The 18,020-nt window shown below is 71.6% G+C and carries 18 protein-coding genes and 1 tRNA gene; 13 read left to right on the top strand and 6 right to left on the bottom strand.

The genetic code is table 11. The features are described from left to right. Nucleotides 1–78: 78 nt before the first annotated feature. Nucleotides 79–732, bottom strand: a complete 654-nt coding sequence (locus ACQEV1_RS50655; RefSeq protein WP_433405226.1) for a ComEA family DNA-binding protein — start codon at nt 730–732, stop codon at nt 79–81. A 294-nt stretch (nt 733–1,026) separates the two neighbouring features. Here ACQEV1_RS50655 and ACQEV1_RS50650 point away from each other — a divergent pair, with 294 nt between their 5' ends. The 7 genes from ACQEV1_RS50650 to htpX are packed head-to-tail and all read left to right on the top strand — an operon-like array spanning nt 1,027 to nt 8,338. Then, nucleotides 1,027–1,503: a 4Fe-4S binding protein gene (locus ACQEV1_RS50650; protein WP_285629608.1), complete on the top strand. Its 477-nt coding sequence runs from the start codon at nt 1,027–1,029 to the stop codon at nt 1,501–1,503. Further along, a complete protein-coding gene (locus ACQEV1_RS50645; RefSeq protein ID WP_433405223.1) occupies nt 1,500–2,141 on the top strand; it encodes an NADH-quinone oxidoreductase subunit J family protein in 642 nt (213 codons plus the stop codon). Before ACQEV1_RS50650 ends, ACQEV1_RS50645 begins: the two co-directional genes overlap by 4 nt. Before the next feature lie 2 nt (nt 2,142–2,143). Beyond that, nucleotides 2,144–2,473, top strand: coding sequence for an NADH-quinone oxidoreductase subunit NuoK (gene nuoK, locus ACQEV1_RS50640; protein ID WP_285582414.1), 330 nt, complete (start codon nt 2,144–2,146; stop codon nt 2,471–2,473). Further along, nucleotides 2,470–4,452 (top strand): NADH-quinone oxidoreductase subunit 5 family protein, encoded by a 1,983-nt coding sequence (locus ACQEV1_RS50635; protein WP_433405219.1) that lies wholly within the window; start codon nt 2,470–2,472, stop codon nt 4,450–4,452. The genes nuoK and ACQEV1_RS50635 overlap by 4 nt, the downstream gene beginning before the upstream one ends. Further along, nucleotides 4,449–5,981, top strand: a complete 1,533-nt coding sequence (locus ACQEV1_RS50630) for a complex I subunit 4 family protein (RefSeq protein ID WP_433405216.1) — start codon at nt 4,449–4,451, stop codon at nt 5,979–5,981. The genes ACQEV1_RS50635 and ACQEV1_RS50630 overlap by 4 nt, the downstream gene beginning before the upstream one ends. A 2-nt stretch (nt 5,982–5,983) precedes the next feature. After that, nucleotides 5,984–7,423 carry an NADH-quinone oxidoreductase subunit N gene (locus ACQEV1_RS50625; protein WP_433405213.1) on the top strand — a complete coding sequence of 480 codons (1,440 nt, stop codon included), beginning with the start codon at nt 5,984–5,986 and terminating at the stop codon, nt 7,421–7,423. Nucleotides 7,424–7,483: 60 nt separating this feature from the next. Beyond that, complete coding sequence (htpX, locus tag ACQEV1_RS50620; RefSeq protein WP_433405210.1) at nt 7,484–8,338, top strand: zinc metalloprotease HtpX; 855 nt, start codon at nt 7,484–7,486, stop codon at nt 8,336–8,338. 10 nt (nt 8,339–8,348) lie between these two features. On the opposite strand, the gene map (ACQEV1_RS50615) is transcribed toward htpX, so the two are convergent. Then, nucleotides 8,349–9,131, bottom strand: coding sequence for a type I methionyl aminopeptidase (gene map, locus ACQEV1_RS50615; protein WP_433405209.1), 783 nt, complete (start codon nt 9,129–9,131; stop codon nt 8,349–8,351). A gap of 66 nt (nt 9,132–9,197) precedes the next feature. Here map (ACQEV1_RS50615) and ACQEV1_RS50610 point away from each other — a divergent pair, with 66 nt between their 5' ends. Further along, complete coding sequence (locus tag ACQEV1_RS50610) at nt 9,198–9,533, top strand: helix-turn-helix domain-containing protein (RefSeq protein ID WP_433405206.1); 336 nt, start codon at nt 9,198–9,200, stop codon at nt 9,531–9,533. Between the two features lie 46 nt (nt 9,534–9,579). After that, nucleotides 9,580–10,710, top strand: a complete 1,131-nt coding sequence (locus ACQEV1_RS50605; protein WP_433405204.1) for an epoxide hydrolase family protein — start codon at nt 9,580–9,582, stop codon at nt 10,708–10,710. Here the strand turns inward: ACQEV1_RS50605 and ACQEV1_RS50600 are convergent, their stop codons facing one another. Together ACQEV1_RS50600 and ACQEV1_RS50595 are read right to left on the bottom strand one after the other, a co-directional pair. Next, the gene (locus tag ACQEV1_RS50600; RefSeq protein ID WP_433405202.1) at nt 10,711–11,901 is read right to left on the bottom strand and encodes an MFS transporter; all 1,191 of its coding nucleotides are present in this window, start codon (nt 11,899–11,901) and stop codon (nt 10,711–10,713) included. Nucleotides 11,902–11,989: 88 nt separating this feature from the next. Then, on the bottom strand, nt 11,990–13,132 hold the full coding sequence (locus ACQEV1_RS50595; RefSeq protein ID WP_433405200.1) for a hypothetical protein: 1,143 nt from the start codon (nt 13,130–13,132) through the stop codon (nt 11,990–11,992). 41 nt (nt 13,133–13,173) lie between these two features. Here ACQEV1_RS50595 and dacB point away from each other — a divergent pair, with 41 nt between their 5' ends. Beyond that, entirely contained in the window at nt 13,174–14,712 is a 1,539-nt protein-coding gene (gene dacB / locus ACQEV1_RS50590; RefSeq protein ID WP_433405197.1) for a D-alanyl-D-alanine carboxypeptidase/D-alanyl-D-alanine endopeptidase, read from the top strand. A gap of 42 nt (nt 14,713–14,754) precedes the next feature. Here dacB and map (ACQEV1_RS50585) read toward each other — a convergent pair whose 3' ends face one another. Further along, entirely contained in the window at nt 14,755–15,513 is a 759-nt protein-coding gene (map, locus tag ACQEV1_RS50585; RefSeq protein ID WP_433405195.1) for a type I methionyl aminopeptidase, read from the bottom strand. Between the two features lie 37 nt (nt 15,514–15,550). On the opposite strand from map (ACQEV1_RS50585), the gene ACQEV1_RS50580 reads away from it, so the two are divergent. Both ACQEV1_RS50580 and ACQEV1_RS50575 read left to right on the top strand, forming a co-directional pair. Continuing rightward, a complete protein-coding gene (locus ACQEV1_RS50580) occupies nt 15,551–15,817 on the top strand; it encodes a helix-turn-helix domain-containing protein (RefSeq protein ID WP_433405193.1) in 267 nt (88 codons plus the stop codon). Continuing rightward, nucleotides 15,814–16,566, top strand: a complete 753-nt coding sequence (locus ACQEV1_RS50575) for an alpha/beta hydrolase family protein (protein ID WP_433405190.1) — start codon at nt 15,814–15,816, stop codon at nt 16,564–16,566. The genes ACQEV1_RS50580 and ACQEV1_RS50575 overlap by 4 nt, the downstream gene beginning before the upstream one ends. 441 nt (nt 16,567–17,007) lie before the next feature. On the opposite strand, the gene ACQEV1_RS50570 is transcribed toward ACQEV1_RS50575, so the two are convergent. Further along, nucleotides 17,008–17,496: a YajQ family cyclic di-GMP-binding protein gene (locus ACQEV1_RS50570; protein ID WP_285582445.1), complete on the bottom strand. Its 489-nt coding sequence runs from the start codon at nt 17,494–17,496 to the stop codon at nt 17,008–17,010. A 156-nt stretch (nt 17,497–17,652) separates the two neighbouring features. Here ACQEV1_RS50570 and ACQEV1_RS50565 point away from each other — a divergent pair. Continuing rightward, nucleotides 17,653–17,737 (top strand) — tRNA-Tyr (locus ACQEV1_RS50565). The last annotated feature ends 283 nt before the right edge of the window (nt 17,738–18,020 follow it).

The raw sequence follows: 18,020 nt of genomic DNA, 5'->3' as shown, positions 1-18,020 counted from the left end.
CCCAATGCTCACGGACCGGCGCCCACCAGGTCGATCGTGCCAGTACGGGCGAACGAGGGTGGGGGTAGCCCCACCGCGTCAGCGGATGAACACGGAGTACTCGGCGATGTCGGAGACGATGGACGGCGGCAGGTCGCACCGTACGGCGACCTCCTCAGCGGAGACGAACCCGCCGCCCTGGCCGCGGGCCTGCATGATCCGGTCGACCATCTCGTAGGTCAGGCCGGGCAGCCGGCTCAGCACCTCCGGCGGCACGTGGTTCACGTCGATCAGGCCGCCGTCGTCGAACTGCCGCGGCATCAGGTCGGGCCGGCCGACGCGCAGCTCACGCGCGAGGACGGGGTCGTCGGCCACGATCTTCCGCGCGGCCTCCCGCAGCGAACGCCGTTGCCGCGCCATGGCGACGACCTGCTCGTTCATCTGGCCGCGCACGTCGGGCCGCGGGTAGACCCGGGGACGGGCGGTCAGCGCGTGGGCCGTGCTGACCGTCCAGGTGAGGATGAACAGGAACAGGCCGAGCGCGACGCCCGCCGCGCTCCCGGAGCCGAGCCCGAGGCACGTGCCGACCACTCCGGCGCCGTACCCGGCCGCGGCGGCGCCCAGGGCGAGCGACCTGCGGCGCAGGGCGGCGTAGAGGAAGGACGCGGGCGCGCCGAAACCGCCGGTGAGCAGCGGAACCACCGCCCATCCCAGCCCCTGCGACGACGGCGCCGGAGGCCGGGGAACGCTCACCGGCGGCCTCATCGGAGGCCGCGGTTGCGGCGAAGGCCAGCCCATACGTCGATCGTACGGCGGCACCGGCCGGAAGTGACTCACACTGATTCTGACGGATTCGACGGACGGGAGGTTTCCGCCCTGCCGCTGTGATCCGTCGTGACGCCGAATTCCCGTGTATCCCCGTGGGGCCGGAGGGGCGTAGGCACGGGCTCCGGTTTGCCAACGGGCAGGGATAAGCAATCATGGTGACCCGTGGCACGCATTCCCGGATCCGGTCTGGCAAAGGGCCTCGCGGTCACGCTGCGTACGATGACCCGGCGTTCCATCACGCGGCAGTACCCCGAGGTTCAACCCGACCTGCCGCCACGCAGCCGCGGCGTCATCGCCCTCCTTGAGGAGAACTGCACCGTTTGCATGCTGTGCGCCCGGGAGTGCCCCGACTGGTGCATCTACATCGACTCCCACAAGGAGACGCTGCCCGCGCCCGAGGGCGGCCGTCCGCGGACGCGCAACGTCCTCGACCGGTTCGGCATCGACTTCGCGCTCTGCATGTACTGCGGGATCTGCATCGAGGCCTGTCCCTTCGACGCGCTGTTCTGGTCGCCGGAGTTCGAGTACGCCGAGTACGACATCGCCGAGCTGACCCACGAACGCGACCGGCTGCGCGAATGGATGTGGACGGTGCCTCCGCCGCCCGCCCACGACAAGGGCGCCGAACCACCCCGCGAGCTGCCGAAGGACCGGCTCTCCGGGAGTGCGGGGCCGGACAGGGGCAAGGCCCGGTGAGCACCGCCGACATCGTCATCCTGGCGCTCGGCGTGGTCGCGATCGGCTCCGGCGTCATGGTCGTGAGCACCCGCCAGCTCGTACACGCCGCGCTCTGGCTCGTCGTCTCGTTCGGCGCGCTGGCCGCCTCGTACGTCGTCCTCGCCGCGGAGTTCGTCGCCTGGGTGCAGGTGCTGATCTACGTCGGCGCGGTCGTGGTGCTGCTGCTGTTCGGCATCATGCTGACGCGGGCGCCGATCGGCCGTTCGGAGGACCTGGACTCCGGCAACCGCATCGTCGCGATCATCACCGCCGCCGCGACCGCCGTCGTCCTCGTCACCACCCTCATACGGGGCTTCCGTGACGCCTACTTCCCGCTGAAGGCCAGGGTCGGCAACGGCAGCTCCAGCGTCATCGGCGCCGGCATCTTCCGCACCTGGGTGCTGCCCTTCGAGGCCCTGTCGGTGCTGCTGCTGGCCGCGCTCATCGGCGCGATCGTGCTCTCCCGCTCCGACATCGGGCCCGAGCAGGCCGAACCGGAGCCCACGCCGCCCGCGCGCCCCCGCAGCCGCCCTCCGGGCCCGCTCGCGCGGAGAAAGCCGCGCGGCGCCGACGACGAGGACACCATCGTGATCTCCCGGATCGACGAGGGGGCCTGAGGATGCACCTCGTCTATCCGGTGGTCATCGCGGCGGTGCTGTTCTCGGTGGGCGTGTACGGCGTGCTGGCCCGCCGCAACGCGATCCTCGTGCTCATGTCCGTCGAGCTCATGCTCAACGCGGTCAACCTCAACCTCGTCGTGTTCGACATGCGCTGGGCCGACCGGCTGCACGGCGGGCAGGTGCTCACGCTGTTCGTCATCGTGCTGGCCGCCGCGGAGGTCGGGCTCGGGCTCGCGCTCGTCCTGCTGATCTACCGCAACCGCCAGACGGTCGACGTCGACCGCCTGCGCACGCTGCACGAGGACAGAGAAGAAGGAGCACGCCAGTGATCGTCCTGGCGGCCGTCGCGGTTCTGCTGCCGTTCGCCGCCGCGTTCATCGGCATGATCTTCGGGCCGACCATCTCGCACCTGCTGACCCCGCTCGCGCGCCGCCTGCGCCGGAGCGTCCCGCCGGGCGCGGCGAACGGCCGGGCGCGGACCCTGGCCCGGCGGCTGCCCGCCAACGGCCCCGCCCTGGTCGCGGTGCTGCCGGTCGCGGCCTCCACGGTCCTGGCCGCGGTGGTCGCCGTGGCCCAGTGGCAGCACCCGCGGCCCCGCACGGGCACGCTCACCGTCGTACGGACCGGCGGGATCCCGTTCGGCCTCTCTCTGGAGGTCGACGGCACGGCGGCGGTCGTCGCCCTGCTGGTCTGCTGCGTCGCGCTCGCCGTGCAGATCTACTCGGTCGCGTACATGCGCGACGACCCGCGCTACTCCTCCTACGCCGCGTTCGTCAGTCTGTTCACCGCCGCGATGCTCCTCGTCGTGCTGTCGGGCGACCTGCTGGCCCTGTACGTCGGCTGGGAGGTCATGGGCGTCTGCTCCTACTTCCTCATCGGCCACTACTGGCACGACCGGGCGACCTCCAGGGCGGCGGTCAAGGCCTTCCTGGTGACCCGTCTCGGCGACGTCGGCTTCCTGTTCGGCATCTTCGTCCTCGGCCTGGCGGCGCACTCGTTCGAGATCGGCACGGTGCTGAGCCGCGTGCCGTCGATGTCGCACACCACGCTCGTCGCCGGCACGCTGCTGCTGCTCTGCGGCCTCGCGGGCAAGAGCGCCCAGTTCCCGCTGCACACCTGGCTGCCGGACGCCATGGCCGGCCCCACTCCGGTCAGCGCGCTGATCCACGCCGCCACGATGGTCGCGGCCGGCGTCTACGTCGTCGCCCGCCTCTACCCGGCGTTCCTGTTCGCCCCGGCCGCGTTGGCCGTTCTCGGGGTGATGGCCGCGATCTCGATGCTCGGCGCCGCGCTCGCCGCCCTCGCCCAGGACGACCTGAAACGCGTCCTCGCCTACTCCACGATCAGCCAGCTCGCCTACATGGGCGGCGGCCTCGCCGTCGGCACCCGCGACGGCGCGCTGTTCCACCTGCTCGCGCACGGGGCGTTCAAGGCGCTGCTGTTCCTCGGCGCCGGCTGCGTCATCGTCGCGGTCGGCTCGAACATGCTGAGCGCGATGGGCGGCCTGCGGCACACCATGCCGGTGACGTTCTGGTCGATGACGGTCGGCTTCGCGGCCCTCGCCGGCGTCCCGCCCGCCAGCGGCTTCTTCAGCAAGGACACCATCCTGTCCCAGGCGTGGCACGCGACCCGGCCGGAGCACACCCAGGCCTGGTTCGCCTCCACGCCGCTGAACTCCGGCATCCAGCGCCTGACCGTGAGCGTCCCGTCCGTGCCCACGTGGACGGCCTGGCTGGTCCTGTCCGCCGGGCTGCTCACCGCCGCCGTCACCGCCGCGTACGCCACGCGCACCTGGCTCGTCGCGTTCTTCGGCGAACGCCGGTCCGCCACGGGCGCGGGGGAGGCGACCGGGCTGATGCGCTGGCCCGTGGCGGTGCTCGCCGTTCCGGCGCTGGTCATCGGCTTCCTCGGCCTCGGCAGTGACGAGCTGCGGCCCGAACTCGGCATGACGCTCGTGTCGCTGCTGTTCGTGGTCGCGGGCGGCGGCGCGGTCTTCCTGGTCTGGAACCGCGACCCGGCGCTGGACCCGGTACGCCTGCTGGGTCCGGCCCGCCCGTTCCTGCGCGACGGCTTCCGTCTCGACACCGTCTACGACGTCCTGGTCGTACGGCCGCTCGTGGCGCTCGCGGAGATGGTCGTGCACACCGACGAGCGGGCGGTTGACGCCGCCGTCGTCGGCACCGGCCGTGGCACGCGGCGCCTCGGCGGCCTGCTGCGCCGCACCGAGAACGGCAACCCGCAGACGTACATCTCCGGGGTCCTGGCGGGCGTGGTGCTCATCGTTCTCGCGGTGGTGGTGCTCACATGATCCTCACGGCGATGCTGGTCGTGCCCTTCGTCGGCGCGGTGCTCACGCTGTTCTCGCCCGGAGGGAGCCCGCCCCGGCTCACCCGGCTGGCCCGGCTGCACGGCCTGTTCTTCTCGGCGGTGACGCTGGTGCTCGCCGTCGTCGCGGCGGCGACCTTCGACTACGGCCGGCGCGGCCCGCAGCTCGGCTTCGACCACACGTGGGCGGCCTCCATCGGCCTGCGCTTCCACCTCGGCGTCGACGGCATCTCGCTCCCGCTCGTCGTGCTCACCGCGGCGCTGACCTTCCTGTGCATGATCTACACCGCGCGGGTGCTGCCCGCCGCCGACGAGGGCGCCGGCTCGCCGCGCGCGCTGATCGGGCTGATCCTGCTGCTCGAGGTCGGCATGCTGGGCACGTTCGTCTCCCTCGACCTCGTGCTGTTCTTCGTCTTCTTCGAGGTCGTCCTGGTCCCGATGTACTTCGTCATCGCGCACTGGGGCGGCTCGCCCGGGGCACGCGAGCGCGCGCGGGCGGCGGCGAACAAGTTCATCCTCTACACCCTGCTCGGCTCCGGCTTCCTGCTCGTCGGCATCCTGCTGATCGCGGTGAACGCGCACACGCTCGACATGACGACGCTCGCCGCCCGCCACGGCGCGGGTCTGTCGCACAACGTGCAGCTCGCCGCGTTCGGCCTGGTCGCCATCGGGTTCGCGGTCAAGACGCCGATGTGGCCGCTGCACACCTGGCTCCCGGACGCGCACACCGAGGCGCCGACCGTCGGCTCGGTCCTGCTCGCCGGCGTCCTGCTGAAGATGGGCACGTACGGGTTCGTCCGCATCGCGGTGCCGGACGTCCCCGAGGGCGCGCGGGTCCTGGCCCCGTGGCTCGGCCTGCTCGCGGTCATCGGGATCATCTACGGAGCGCTCGCCTGCCTGGCGCAGCGCGAGCTCAAGCGCATGATCGCCTACTCCTCGATCGGCCACATGGGCTTCGTGCTGCTCGGCATCGCGACGCTCACGCCCGTCGGCGTCAACGCCGCGCTGTTCGGCAACATCGCGCACGGGCTCATCACCGGCCTGCTGTTCTTCGTCGCGGGCGCGATCAAGGAGCGGTACGGCACCGGCGACCTCGACACCCTCGGCGGCGGCATGCTCGCCAAGGCGCCGTACCTCGCCTCGATCCTCACGTTCGCGGCGGTGGCGAGCCTCGGCCTGCCGGGCCTGGCCGGGTTCTGGGGCGAGATGCTCGCGCTGCTCGGCGCGTACCAGCCGCACGCCGGGCTGCCGCGCGCGACGTACGTGACGTTCATGGCGCTGGGCGGCCTCGGCGCGGTCCTCACCGCCGCGTACTTCCTGCGCCTGCTCTCGCGGGTCACCCACGGCGCGGTCGCCGAGCGCTGGGTCCGCACGAGGTTCGCCGACGTCCGCGCGCACGAGCTGCTCGCCTGGACGCCGCTCATCACGGCCACGCTGTTCATCGGCCTGTGGCCCAAGACGCTCCTCGACCTCACCGACGGCGCCGTACGCGTGCTCCTGGGGGGCCGTTGACGATGATCCAGACGATCGACTACCTCGCGATACTGCCGACGCTGATCGTCGCGGTCGGCTCCGTGGTGGTGCTCATGGCCGACGCGTTCGGCACGCCCCGGCGCGTCACCGGCCTGCTGACGGTCCTCATCCTCGCCGCCGCGGCCGTCGCGCTCGTGCCCGGCCACGGCCGTACGACGTTCTGCACCGGGTCGTCCTGCTCCTACGTCGCCGACGACTTCGCCACGCTCTTCCAGGCGATCGTGCTGCTGACGGCGCTCGTGGTCGTGCTGCTGTCGCACGGCGAGATCGGCCGCTCGGCGCTCCCGGCCGGGGAGTACCACTTTCTGCTGCTCGCCGCCGTCACCGGTGCGCTGCTGCTGGCCTCGGGCCGGGACCTGATCACGCTCGTCGTCGCGCTGGAGACGCTGTCGCTGCCGGTGTTCGCGCTGGTGGCCCTGCGCCGCTACGACGGGGTGGCGAGCGAGGCGGCACTTAAGCTCTTCCTCGTGTCGGTCGTGTCGTCGGCGGTGACGCTGTTCGGCATCAGCCTGGTGTACGGCGTGACCGGCGCGATGCACCTCGACCGGGTCGCGGCCGGGCTGACCCGCGTGCCCGCGGACCTCAAGCCGGTCGCCGCGGTCGGCGTCGTCGCGGTGATCGCCGGGTTCGGCTTCAAGGTCGCGGCGGTGCCCTTCCACTTCTGGGCGCCGGACGTCTACCAGGGCGCGCCGCTGCCGGTCGCGGCGTTCCTGTCGGTCGTGTCGAAGGCGGGCGGGTTCGCCGGCCTGACGCTGGTCCTCACGGCCGGGTTCTGGCCGCTCGGCGGCACCTGGGGACCGCTGCTCGGCGTGCTCGCCGCGGCCACGATGACGCTCGGCAACCTGCTCGCGATGCGCCAGCGCGACGTGGTGCGCCTGCTCGCCTGGTCGTCGGTGGCCCAGTCGGGGTTCATGCTGGCGCCGCTGGCCGGCGGCACCCGCGTCCGGCCGCACGAGTGGATGACGGCCACGGCCGCGTACGTCGCCATGTACGCGATCATGAACATCGGCGCCTTCGCGGTGGTCACCGTCGTCGCCCGCCGCGGCCGCCGCGACCTCGGCGACTACCGCGGCCTGGCCCGCGCCAACCCGGGCGTCGCGATCGCCCTGGCGTTCTTCCTCGTCTGCCTGGCCGGCCTCCCGCCGGGGGTCATGGGCCTGTTCGCCAAGGTGGTCGTCTTCAAGGCGGCGGTCGGCGGCGCCGCGACCTGGCTCGCGGTGATCATGGCGGTGAACACCGTGCTCGGCCTGTACTACTACCTGGGCTGGGCGGCACGTCTCTTCAGTCCCGCCGAACGGGCCGAGACGGTGCGCGTCGGCCGTACGGGCGGCATCGCCATCGCGGTCTCCCTGGCCGGGGCGCTGGTCGTGTCGGCGGCTCCTGAGCTGGTCCTCCACGCGGCGGCGCTGGCCGTTCCGTAAGGGGGAACATCCCTCCTGGTCAGACCGTTTTACTAACGGGAGTCCGGGGAGGTCTTCAAGGTGCGGTTCAACGGCGTCCGTACGGCGGTCCTGCTCGGCGCGCTGTCGGCCCTGATCGTGGTCGTCGGAGGCGCGCTCGGCGGGCGCACCGGTCTGACCATCGCGATCGTGATCGCCCTGCTCACCAACGGTGTCGCCTACTTCGCGAGCGACCGCATCGCGCTGTCGGCGATGCGCGCCCGGCAGGTCAGCGAGGTCGAACAGCCCGCGATGTACCGCATCGTGCGCGAGCTGTCCACGGCCGCCCGCGCTCCGATGCCGCGGCTCTACGTCTCACCCACCGTCGCGCCCAACGCCTTCGCCACGGGCCGTAACCCGCGCAACGCGGCGGTCTGCTGCACCCTGGGGATCCTGCAGATCCTCGACGAGCGCGAGCTGCGCGCCGTGCTCGCCCACGAGCTGTCGCACGTCTACAACCGCGACATCCTGATCTCCTCGGTCGCCGGCGCGCTCGCCGCGGTCGTGACCTGGATCGCCAACCTCGCCTGGTTCCTGCCACTCGGCAACTCCGACGACGACGAGGGCGGCATCCTGGGCGCGCTGCTGCTGATGCTGCTCGGCCCGATCGCCGCGACCATCGTCCAGCTGGCCATCAGCCGCACCCGCGAGTTCCAGGCGGACTCCTCCGGCGCCCAGCTCTGCGGCGACCCACTGGCCCTCGCCTCGGCCCTGCGCAAGATCGAGCACGGCACGCGCCAGCTCCCGCTGCCCCAAGACGGCCGCCTGGCCTCGGTCAGCCACCTCATGATCGCCAATCCGTTCCGCGGCGAGGGCATCGTCCGCCTGTTCTCCACCCACCCGCCGACGGCCGAGCGCATCGCCCGCCTGGAACAGATGGCCGGCTACCGCCGGTAGGTGTCCGCCCTCACGAGTGCGCCTGCTCGGGCAAGGTGAGAATCTCGGCTCCGTCACGGGTGATGGCGATCGTGTGCTCACTGTGTGCCGTCCGGCAGCCTGTCGCGCTTCGGAGGGTCCAGCCATCGGCATCGGTGACGAACTCGGCCGTGTCCGCCATGATCCACGGCTCCAGTGCCAGCAACAGCCCAGGGCGCAGCCGATAGCCACGACCGGGCCGGCCGGCATTCGGAACGTGCGGGTCCTGGTGCATCGTCGAGCCGACGCCATGACCGCCGAACTCGGTGTTGATCGGGTACCCCGCTTCGCTCAGGACCGAGCCGATGGCGTGGGAGATGTCACCGATGCGAGCCCCCGGCCCGGCGGCGGCGATCCCCGCGTGCAGCGCGCGCTCGGTCGCACTGATCATCGTCACGCTCTCGTGGGGTGCTGAGTCACCCACGATGAAGCTGATGGCGGAGTCCGCGACGACCCCTCCTCTGGAGACGGCGAGGTCGAGGGACACCAGATCGCCGTCGGCGAGCGTGTAGTCGTAGGGCAGCCCATGCAGCACCGCGTCGTTGACGGAGGTGCAGATGTAGTGACCGAACGGCCCGCGTCCGAAGGACGGCTCGTAGTCGACGTAGCAGGACGACGCTCCGGCTTCGGCGATCATGGCCCCGGTCCACCGGTCGATGTCCAGAAGGTTCGTGCCGACCGCGCTGCGGCTCTTCAGGGTCTGCAGGATGTCGGCGACCAGCGCGCCGGTGTCCCGCGCTCGTGACAGGTCGGTGGGGTTCAAGATTTCGATCATGTGGTGCCTTCCACCCGCGACCAATAACTATCCCGGCCATAGTATCCCGGTATTAGAATTGGAGTCATGGTCAGGTCGCCGCTCACTCCCGCAGAGGTCGAGCGCGGGCAGCGCCTCGGTGCGCTGCTGCGTCGCGCCAGGGGGGACCGCTCGATGCTCGACACCGCGCTGGACGCAGGCGTCTCGCCGGAGACTCTTCGGAAGATCGAGTCTGGTCGGGTGGCCACCCCTGCCTTCCCGACCATCGCGGCGATCGCCGATGTCCTCGGCCTGTCCCTCGATGCGGTGTGGGCCGAGATCAATCGACCCGAACGCGGCACCGTGCCGGCGAGCTCTGGTCGCAACGCACACGCGAACGCGAGGGCGCGGCTCTCGGCCAATGTCCTCAGTCAGTACGGCTAGGGCATCAGGTCAGAAACCGGCCTGATCGGTTCCTAGCGTGTGCGCCATGAGCATCACGCCCTTTCGCATCGACATTCCCCAGGCCGACCTGGACGACCTGAACGACCGGCTCGCGCGCACGCGTCTGCCTCGGCCGGTGCCGCCCGGAGACGGATGGAGCCGCGGCGTCCCCGCCGACGTCGTCGCCGAGTGGGCCGACCACTGGCGTACCAGGTACGACTGGCGGAGGCACGAGGCCGAGCTGAACGAATTCCCGCAGTACACCACCGAGATCGACGGGCAGGACGTGCACTTCCTCCACGTCCGCTCGCCGGAGCCGGACGCCCTCCCGCTGATCCTCACCCACGGCTGGCCGAACTCCGTCGTGGAGTTCAGCCGGCTCATCGGCCCGCTCACCGACCCGCGCGCCCACGGCCGCGACCCCGGCCGGGCGTTCCACGTGGTGGCGCCCTCGGTGCCGGGATTCGGGTTCTCCGCCCCGCCGCGCGAGACCGGCTGGGGCCCGTCGCGTGTGGCGCGGACCTGGGTGGAACTCATGCGCCGCCTCGGCTATGACCGGTACGGAGCCCAGGGCGGTGACCTCGGCGCGTACGTCGCTCCGGAGGTCGCCAGGGCCGCTCCGGAGCACGTGGCCGGCGTCTACGTCATCAGCGGGCTCGGCTTCCCGACCGAGGCGGACCTGCCCGAGATGACCGAGGACGAGCGCGCCGCGTACGCGCGGATGATGGAGCAGGACTGGGTCCGCGGCGTCGACCACCACGCACTCCTCCGCGCCGCCCCGCAGACCTTCGCGTACGGCTGGCACGACTCACCGGTCGCGGCCCTGGCGTGGATGCTGCAGAAGTTCCATGAGTTCAACGCCGGCGGCAAGCCGCTGGAGGAGGCCGTCGACCGCGACCTGTTCCTGACCAACCTGACGATCTACTGGCTCACCGGCACGTTCGCGACCTCGGCGTGGCCCTACTACGACAGCGCCGCCTCCGCGTGGCCCGAGGGCCAGAAGCAGGTGCCCACCGGGCTGTACAGCGGACCGCCCGGGATCCGCCGGCTCGCCGAGCGCGGCAACACCATCGTCCACTGGCCGAAGGACAACCCCGCCGGGCACCACTTCATCGCCATGGACCGCCCCGGCGACCTGGCCGCCGACATCGGCAGGTTCTTCGCCGAAGTGTTGTGATCAGGAGTCCTCGCCGTCCGGCAGCGGCCGCACGTTCCCGGTGATCAGTGCGGCCAGCGCCAGGAGCACGGCGACCGCGGTGAGGGCGCGCAGCACGGTGAACCGCTGGCCGAGGAAACCGATCAGCGGTGGCCCGCCGAGAAAGGCGCAGTAGCCGATCGAGGCGATCACGCTGACGCGCGCGGGCGCCCGGGCCGGATCGTCGGCCCCGGCGCTCATCCCCACCGGGAACCCCAGCGAGGTGCCCGCGCCCCACAGGACCGCCCCGGCGAAGGCGACCGGCGTGGACGGACCGAACACGAAGAGCACGAGCCCGGCGACGGCCAGCAGCGAGATCGCCCGGATCACCACGACCCGTCCGTACCGGTCGAGCAGACCGGGTCCGACCCACCGGCCGGCGGTCATCGCGGCGAGGAACACCGCGAATCCCAGCGTGCCCAGGGTGGCGTCCGCGTGGTGGCCGTCGATGAGCGCCACGCTGATCCAGTCGTTCCCGGTGCCCTCGGCGAAGGCGAACGCGAGGACGAACAGCCCGATCAGCAGCGTACGGGGCTCGGCCCAGGCGTCACGGGAGCGGCCGCGCTCCTCCGCGGAGTCCTCATCCTGGTCGGGCACGAACCGCTGGACCGCGAGCGGCACCACCGCCGCCACGACGACCGCCACTCCCAGCAGGTGGGCGGTGACGGGGACGCGCAGCGCGACCATCCCGGCGCCGATGACCGCCCCGGCGACCGTACCCAGGCTGAACCCGGCGTGGAACCGGGACATGATCGAGCGGTTGAGGAGACGCTCGACGCGGGCGGCCTGGACGTTCATGGCGACGTCCCAAGCGCCGTTGCCCAGGCCGATCAGGAACAGCCCGCCGACGACCGGCGGCACGCCGGCGAGGTAGCCGAGGGAGACGATCACCAGCCCGACGGAGAGGAGCAGGGCCATCGCGGAGACCATCCGGCGCGACCCGAGCCGGGCGAGCACCGGCCCGGACAGCGGCAGGGCCAGCACCGAACCCGCCGCGATGGCGAGCAACACGAGCCCGAGCTCGGAGGGCTGCAGGTGCAGCCGATCCCGGACCTGGGGAATGCGCGCGGCCCAGCTGGCGAACGCGAAACCGGTCCCGATGAAGGCGACGTACGTGGCACGGGTGGCGGCCCGCACCCGCGCGGGCGAGGGGGCGGTCTCGGACAGGATCAAAGCGCGGTCCTCGAAGTGGGGGAAAGCGCCCTGGCGCGGGCGAGTTTCACGGTACGCCCAACACCGGCCTGGTCGAGCCGGGAGGAGGTCACCAGAACGGGTCCGGGTGCGCGGGGGCGCGGTTCCCCACGCGGTCGTAGATCGCGCGCAGCCACGGCTCGCGGACCTCGGGCAGCCGTGCCAGCGTGCGGAGGAAGACTCTCCGGTCGGGCCGGAAGCGCATGGACGGCAGCAACGGAGGCGGGTCGTCGCGCCAGGCGTCATCGGGCCACCGCCCCGCCCCGGGAACAGGTCTGCGGTCGTGGTGGCGGGCGAGATACGCCCAGACCTCGGCGGCCAGCGGCACTGTCTCCCCCGCGTACGGCCATGTCTCACCGGTCCGCGGATGCCGGGGGACGAGCGCGATGTCGGCGTCGGTGGACCGGCCCGGTCCGGCCAGAGCCAGGGTCCTCGTCGGCGGCCCCGGCGGGAGCAGCGCGTCGAGCGCCGGGCCGAACGTCTCGGTGACCAGCCCGTCCGGAACGTTCACCCGTACGCCCGCCGACACCGCCAGCAGGTGGGCCAGGGCCGCCGAGACCGCCACATCCCACAGCGGGCTCCACCTCCCGGACGACTCGAGCGGCGGCACGCCCTCCGGCAGGGCCTCCCAGCCGGCCGCCCGATGGGGAGGGTCGTCGCCGGTGAGGCGCCGCACGGCGCGTGGATCCAGCCACACCGCCTGCCAGTACGAACAGTCGTCGACGCGGGTCGCCACCGCCCGCCCGCACCGCACACACGCGAGGTTCGGGCCGTCCCGGCCGTCCAGCCCCAGGCAGCCGTCGCCGCGGTCCGGGACGAAGGCCGTGCCGCGGACGTCACCCGGTGCGATCACGACGGCTCCCCGCGGCCCGTACGACAGGGAGCACACCGGCGCGTACACGCCGCGGGCCTCCGCCTCGGCGGCGCCCACCTCGTCCCACGGCCGCCACGGCGGCCCGAAGGGCTCCGGATCCACCGCGAACGTTCCGGGCTCCATGAGCGGAGGCAGGAACTGATGGCCGTACGTGTGGTGCGCGTTGACGGGAAGCGCGACCCGCGACACCGGCGCGGTCAGCGCGGCACCGCATCCGGCGCACCCGAACACGACCGTCGCCGCCGCACCCTCCCGCCCGTCATCCAGGTCACCCGATCGCCGTACCGCGTCCACTGCGTCGCCCCCGCCCGGCCTCTCCGCGCATCCGGTTCCGGCCATCGCCGCCACTGTTCGGTAAAGATCTTTTACTATCGTCCGTCATGCGACGATCAACCGGATTGGCCCTGTTGCTCGCAGGAGGGGTGATCGCCGGTTCCGGCGTCGCCGTTCCGGCTCAGGCCGCCGTCGGCTCGGCCCCGACGCGCGCGGCCGCCCCCGGCGATCTGAAGACCGACATCGACCAGATCCTGTCCGACAGCCGCCTGAGCGGCGCGACCGCCGGCGTGACCGTGCGGGACGCCCGTACCGGCGCGGTCCTGTACTCCCACGACGCCGACACGCGCGTCGTCCCGGCCTCCAACAACAAGATCGAGACGTCCGCCGCGGCGTTCGGGATCCTCGGCACCGGCTACCGGTTCCGTACGGACGTCTCCACGCGCGGCGGCACGCTCTACCTCAAGGGCACCGGCGACCCGACGCTGGGCGCGGCCGCGTACGACCGGCTCGCCGCGGAGGTCGCGGCCAAGGGCATCAAGACGGTCAGGGGCGGCCTGGTCGCCGACGACAGCTGGTTCGAGGGCCCGCGGCTCGGACCCGACTGGGACCCGACCGACTTCCCCTACTACTACGCCGCCGAGATCTCCGCGCTGACCGTCGCCCCGGACGACGTCCTCGACGTGGGCACGGTCGACGTCGTCGTCACGCCGACCACGCCCGGCCGGCCGCCGAAGGTCTCGCTCAGCCCCGAGACGGGCGCCGTCACGATCGATGACAAGGCGACCACGGGCGCGCCCGGTTCGGCCTCGACGGTCTCGGTGGACCGTACGGTCGGCACCAACACGATCGTGGTCAGCGGTTCCATCCCCGCGGACGGCACGTTCGACGACCTGGCCACCGTGCCGGACCCCGCGCTGTACGCCGCGGACGTGTTCCGGCGGGCGCTGAAGGCCCACGGCGTGACGGTCGAGGGCGACACGACGCACGGTACGACGCCGAAGGGCGCCAGAGTCGTCACGACGCGGCGGTCGATCCCGCTGTCGCGGATCGCCACCCCGTACCTGAAGCTGAGCAACAACATGATCGCCGAGACCCTCGTCAGGGAGATCGGCCACAAGGTCACCGGGCACGGGAGCTGGACCGCGGGCCTGCCGGTGGTCGCCAAGTACCTCAAGTCGCTCGGGGTGGACACCTCGCAGGTCAAGCAGACCGACGGTTCGGGGCTCGGCCACACGAACTACACGACGGCCACCCAGATCAGCAACGTGCTGCGAGCCGCGCAGCGCAAGAGCTGGTTCCCGGTCTTCTACAACGCGCTCCCGATCGCCGGACAGCCCGACGAACTCGTGGGCGGCACGCTCCGCTCGCGGATGGCCGGCACCCCGGCGGCCGGCGACGTACACGCCAAGACCGGCACGCTGACCGGCGTCAGCGCGCTCTCGGGGTACGTGAAGGACCCGGACGGCCGGCCGCTGATCTTCTCCATCGTCTTCAACGGCTACAAGGGCGGTGCTCCCACCGACCTCCAGGACAGGATCGCCGTCCGGCTCGCCGGCGGCCCGTCCGCGGCGACCTCCGCCGTACGGTCCACCGCGCGCTCCTCGGCGCAGAACCTCGAGTGCTCCTGGACGCACTCCTGCTGACACGCCACCCGAGAACCGCCCCGTCTCGTACGGGGCGGTTTCTTATCGGGTGAGGATTTCCGGGCCGTCCGCGGTGATAGCGACGGTGTGCTCGAAGTGGGCGGCGCGGCTGCCGTCGGCGGTGGCCACCGACCAGCCGTCGGCGAGCGTACGGCCCTCGTCGCCGCCGCTCTCGATGAGCATCGGCTCGATCGCGATCACCAGGCCCTCGCGGAGCTTCATGCCGCGCCCGGGCCGCCCGGTGTTGGCCACGTGCGGGTCCTCGTGCATGGCGGTGCCGATGCCGTGGCCGCCGCAACCTTCGAGCAGCCCGTACGGCCGTGCGGTGCTCTCCACCGCGTACGAGACGTCGCCGAGCCGCCCGCCGGGTACGGCCGCCGCGATCGCCGCCGTCAGGGCCTCGCGGGTGACCTTCATGAGGCGTTCGGCGGCGTCGTCCACCTGGCCGACGGGCACGGTCACCGCGGCGTCGCCGTGGTAGCCGCCGACGATCGCGCCGCAGTCGATCGACAGGATGTCACCCTCCTTGAGCCGCCGTCCGGTGGGGATGCCGTGCACGATCACGTCGTTGACCGACAGGCAGAGCGTCGCCGGGTACGGGGGTTCGGCCCACTGGGGGCGGTAGCCGAGAAACGAGGACTCGGCCCCGTGTTCCTTGATGCAGGCGGCGCCGATGGCCTCGAGCTCGGCCAGGCTGATGCCCGGCTCGACCGCGTCGGCAACGCGCCGCAGGGTCACGCCCACCACGTGTCCCGCCGCCCGCATCTGGTCCAGCTCCGCCTGATTCTTCAGAGTCACCATGGGGTAGATTTTAATACCAGCCATATAATCTCTGTCCATGGTGCGCACCCCACTGACCGAAGACCAACGCGACCGCGGCCGTGCCCTCGGTCAGATCCTGCGCGCGGCCCGCGGCCCGCGCAGCGCGGCCTCCGTCGCCGCCGACGCCGGAATCTCCCTCGACACCCTGCGCAAGATCGAACGCGGCGCGATCGCCGCCCCGGCCTTCTTCACGGTCTCCGCGCTCGCCGCGACGCTCGGCCTCGACCTGACGGACCTGGCCCGGCGTCTGGAGGTCGCCGAAAGCTCTCGCCTGGCCGGATGACCGACGCACGGGAGGTGCTGACGCGGCCCGCGCCGCCGCCGGACCTGACCCTGCGGTACGGCCCGCATCCGGACCACGTCATCGACGTACGCCTGCCCGCTGCCTCTCCGGGGCCGCTCGTCGTCGTGCTGCACGGAGGCTTCTGGCGGTCCGCGTACGACCGTACGCACACGGGTCCGATGGCGAGCGCCCTGGCCTCGGCGGGATGGGTGGTCGCGATCCCGGAGTATCGCCGTACGGGCCAGGAGGGCGGCGGCTGGCCGGGCACGTTCGAGGACGTCGCAGCGGCGCTGGACGCCGTACCGTCGCTGCTGGAGCCGTACACCGCGGCGCCGCCGGTGGTGCTGGGCCACTCGGCGGGCGGCCACCTGGCACTGTGGGCCGCGACCCGGCCGGCGGCGCGAATGCGGGCGGTGGTGTCGCTGGCCGGCTGCGCCGACCTGGGGATGTGCAGCGACCTGCACCTGGACGACGGCGCGACGGACCTGCTGCTGGGCGGCTCGCCCGCCGAGGTGCCGGACCGGTACGCCGCCGCCGACCCAGTTCGGCTGCCCGTGCCCTCGGCTCCGGTGAGACTGCTGCACGGCACGTCCGACGACCGCGTCCCGATCGAGGTGAGCCGCTCCTACGCCACGCGCCGGGACGCACCGTTGCGGGAGCTTCCCGGCGTCGGCCATTTCGCCCTGATCGACCCGCTGTCCGGCGCCTGGCCGGCCGTACTGGAGTCGCTGCCGCTGCGCCCCCGGTAAGCGGTGGTTCCGGAACGCGAAAAGCCCAGGTCATGTGCCTGATGAGGTTGTTTTCTGGTGATTTCCCTGGGGCAGAATGCGCGATAGACGACGGTGCTCGTTAGGAGGTCGCGTGAGTATCAGGAAGCATGTGACGCTTACCGCGGCAGGGCTGGTATTCGCGGGCGGCACCGCACTCCTGGGAGGCCCGGCCGGCGCGGCCACCCGCGCCGAAGCGGCCGCCATGACCCCTGTGACCAGCGGTGAGCAGGCGCCCACGTTGAGACCTCCACGCTGCCGCACGTACGTACGGGGCCGCTACGAGCGCAGGCGCGTGCGCGGAAGGGTCCGCCGGGTCTGGGTGGCGGGTCACTGGCTGCCCCGAGGCTGTCGCCGGTAGCCCGATCGGGTGAGGGGGCCGCGACCCCCTCACCGCCAGGCCGTTCGCGCCGGGCGCCGCCGCTAGCGGTAATTCGTGAACTGGAGGGCGACGTCGAGGTCCTTGCCCTTGAGCAGCGCGATCACCGACTGGAGCTCGTCCTTCTTCTTGGAGGTGACCCGGAGCTCGTCCCCCTGGATCTGCGCCCGGACCCCCTTGGGCCCCTCGTCCCGAATGATCTTGCCGATCTTCTTGGCGTCCTCCTGGGAGATCCCCTCCTTGAGGCCGACCGTGAGTTTGTAGAGCTTCCCGGACGCCTTGGGCTCCCCAGCGTCGATGGACTTGAGCGAGATCTTCCGCTTGACGAGCTTGTCCTTGAACACGTCGAGCACGGCGTTCGCCCGCTCCTCACTGTTGGCCTGCACCTCGATGCTCTCCCCGGTCCACCGGATCCCCGCATCCACGTTCCGGAAGTCGAACCGCGTCGCGATCTCCTTGGCCGCCTGGTTCAGAGCGTTGTCCACCTCCTGCCGGTCGATCTTGGACACGATGTCGAAAGAGCTGTCTGCCACTTTGCGTCCTCACAGAGAATGACGATCTCAACGACAGAGTAGTGAGACCGCGCCCCACAGGCCCCTCCGACGCCACCACCCGCGCGCCGGGAATCCGATGTCACCTTAGGGTTCAGAGTCCGCTATCCTTCAGAGCGTCGTTACGGACGACGTGACGGCGGGTTGCCCGAGTGGCCAATGGGAGCGGACTGTAAATCCGTCGGCTTAGCCTACCCAGGTTCGAATCCTGGACCCGCCACCACCTGATCAAACAGCCCCCCACCTGCGGAGACGTGCGTGGGGGGCTTCGTCGTTCCATGATCCGTTGTTCCCCCTGTTTCCCCTTTGATCACCGCCGTAACTGGCACGCTAATGGCACGAGACGCGGGGGCTGAGGCAGTCTCTCGGCGGCGCTCTGCCACAGTTCGACCCGGCTTCCACCTCAACCACTGACCAGCCCGACGCCGGGGTGGTCCATCCCCGGGCCGGAGTGCCCCCGCCGGAGGCATCCGTAAGAGTTTCCCGTGATCGGGTGAGCGGAGTGG

Source organism: Actinoallomurus sp. CA-142502, assembly GCF_050936355.1.
Lineage (GTDB): Bacteria > Actinomycetota > Actinomycetes > Streptosporangiales > Streptosporangiaceae > Actinoallomurus > Actinoallomurus iriomotensis.
Note: the sequence above shows the minus strand (reverse complement) of the source record. Positions and strands in the feature narration are given on the sequence as shown.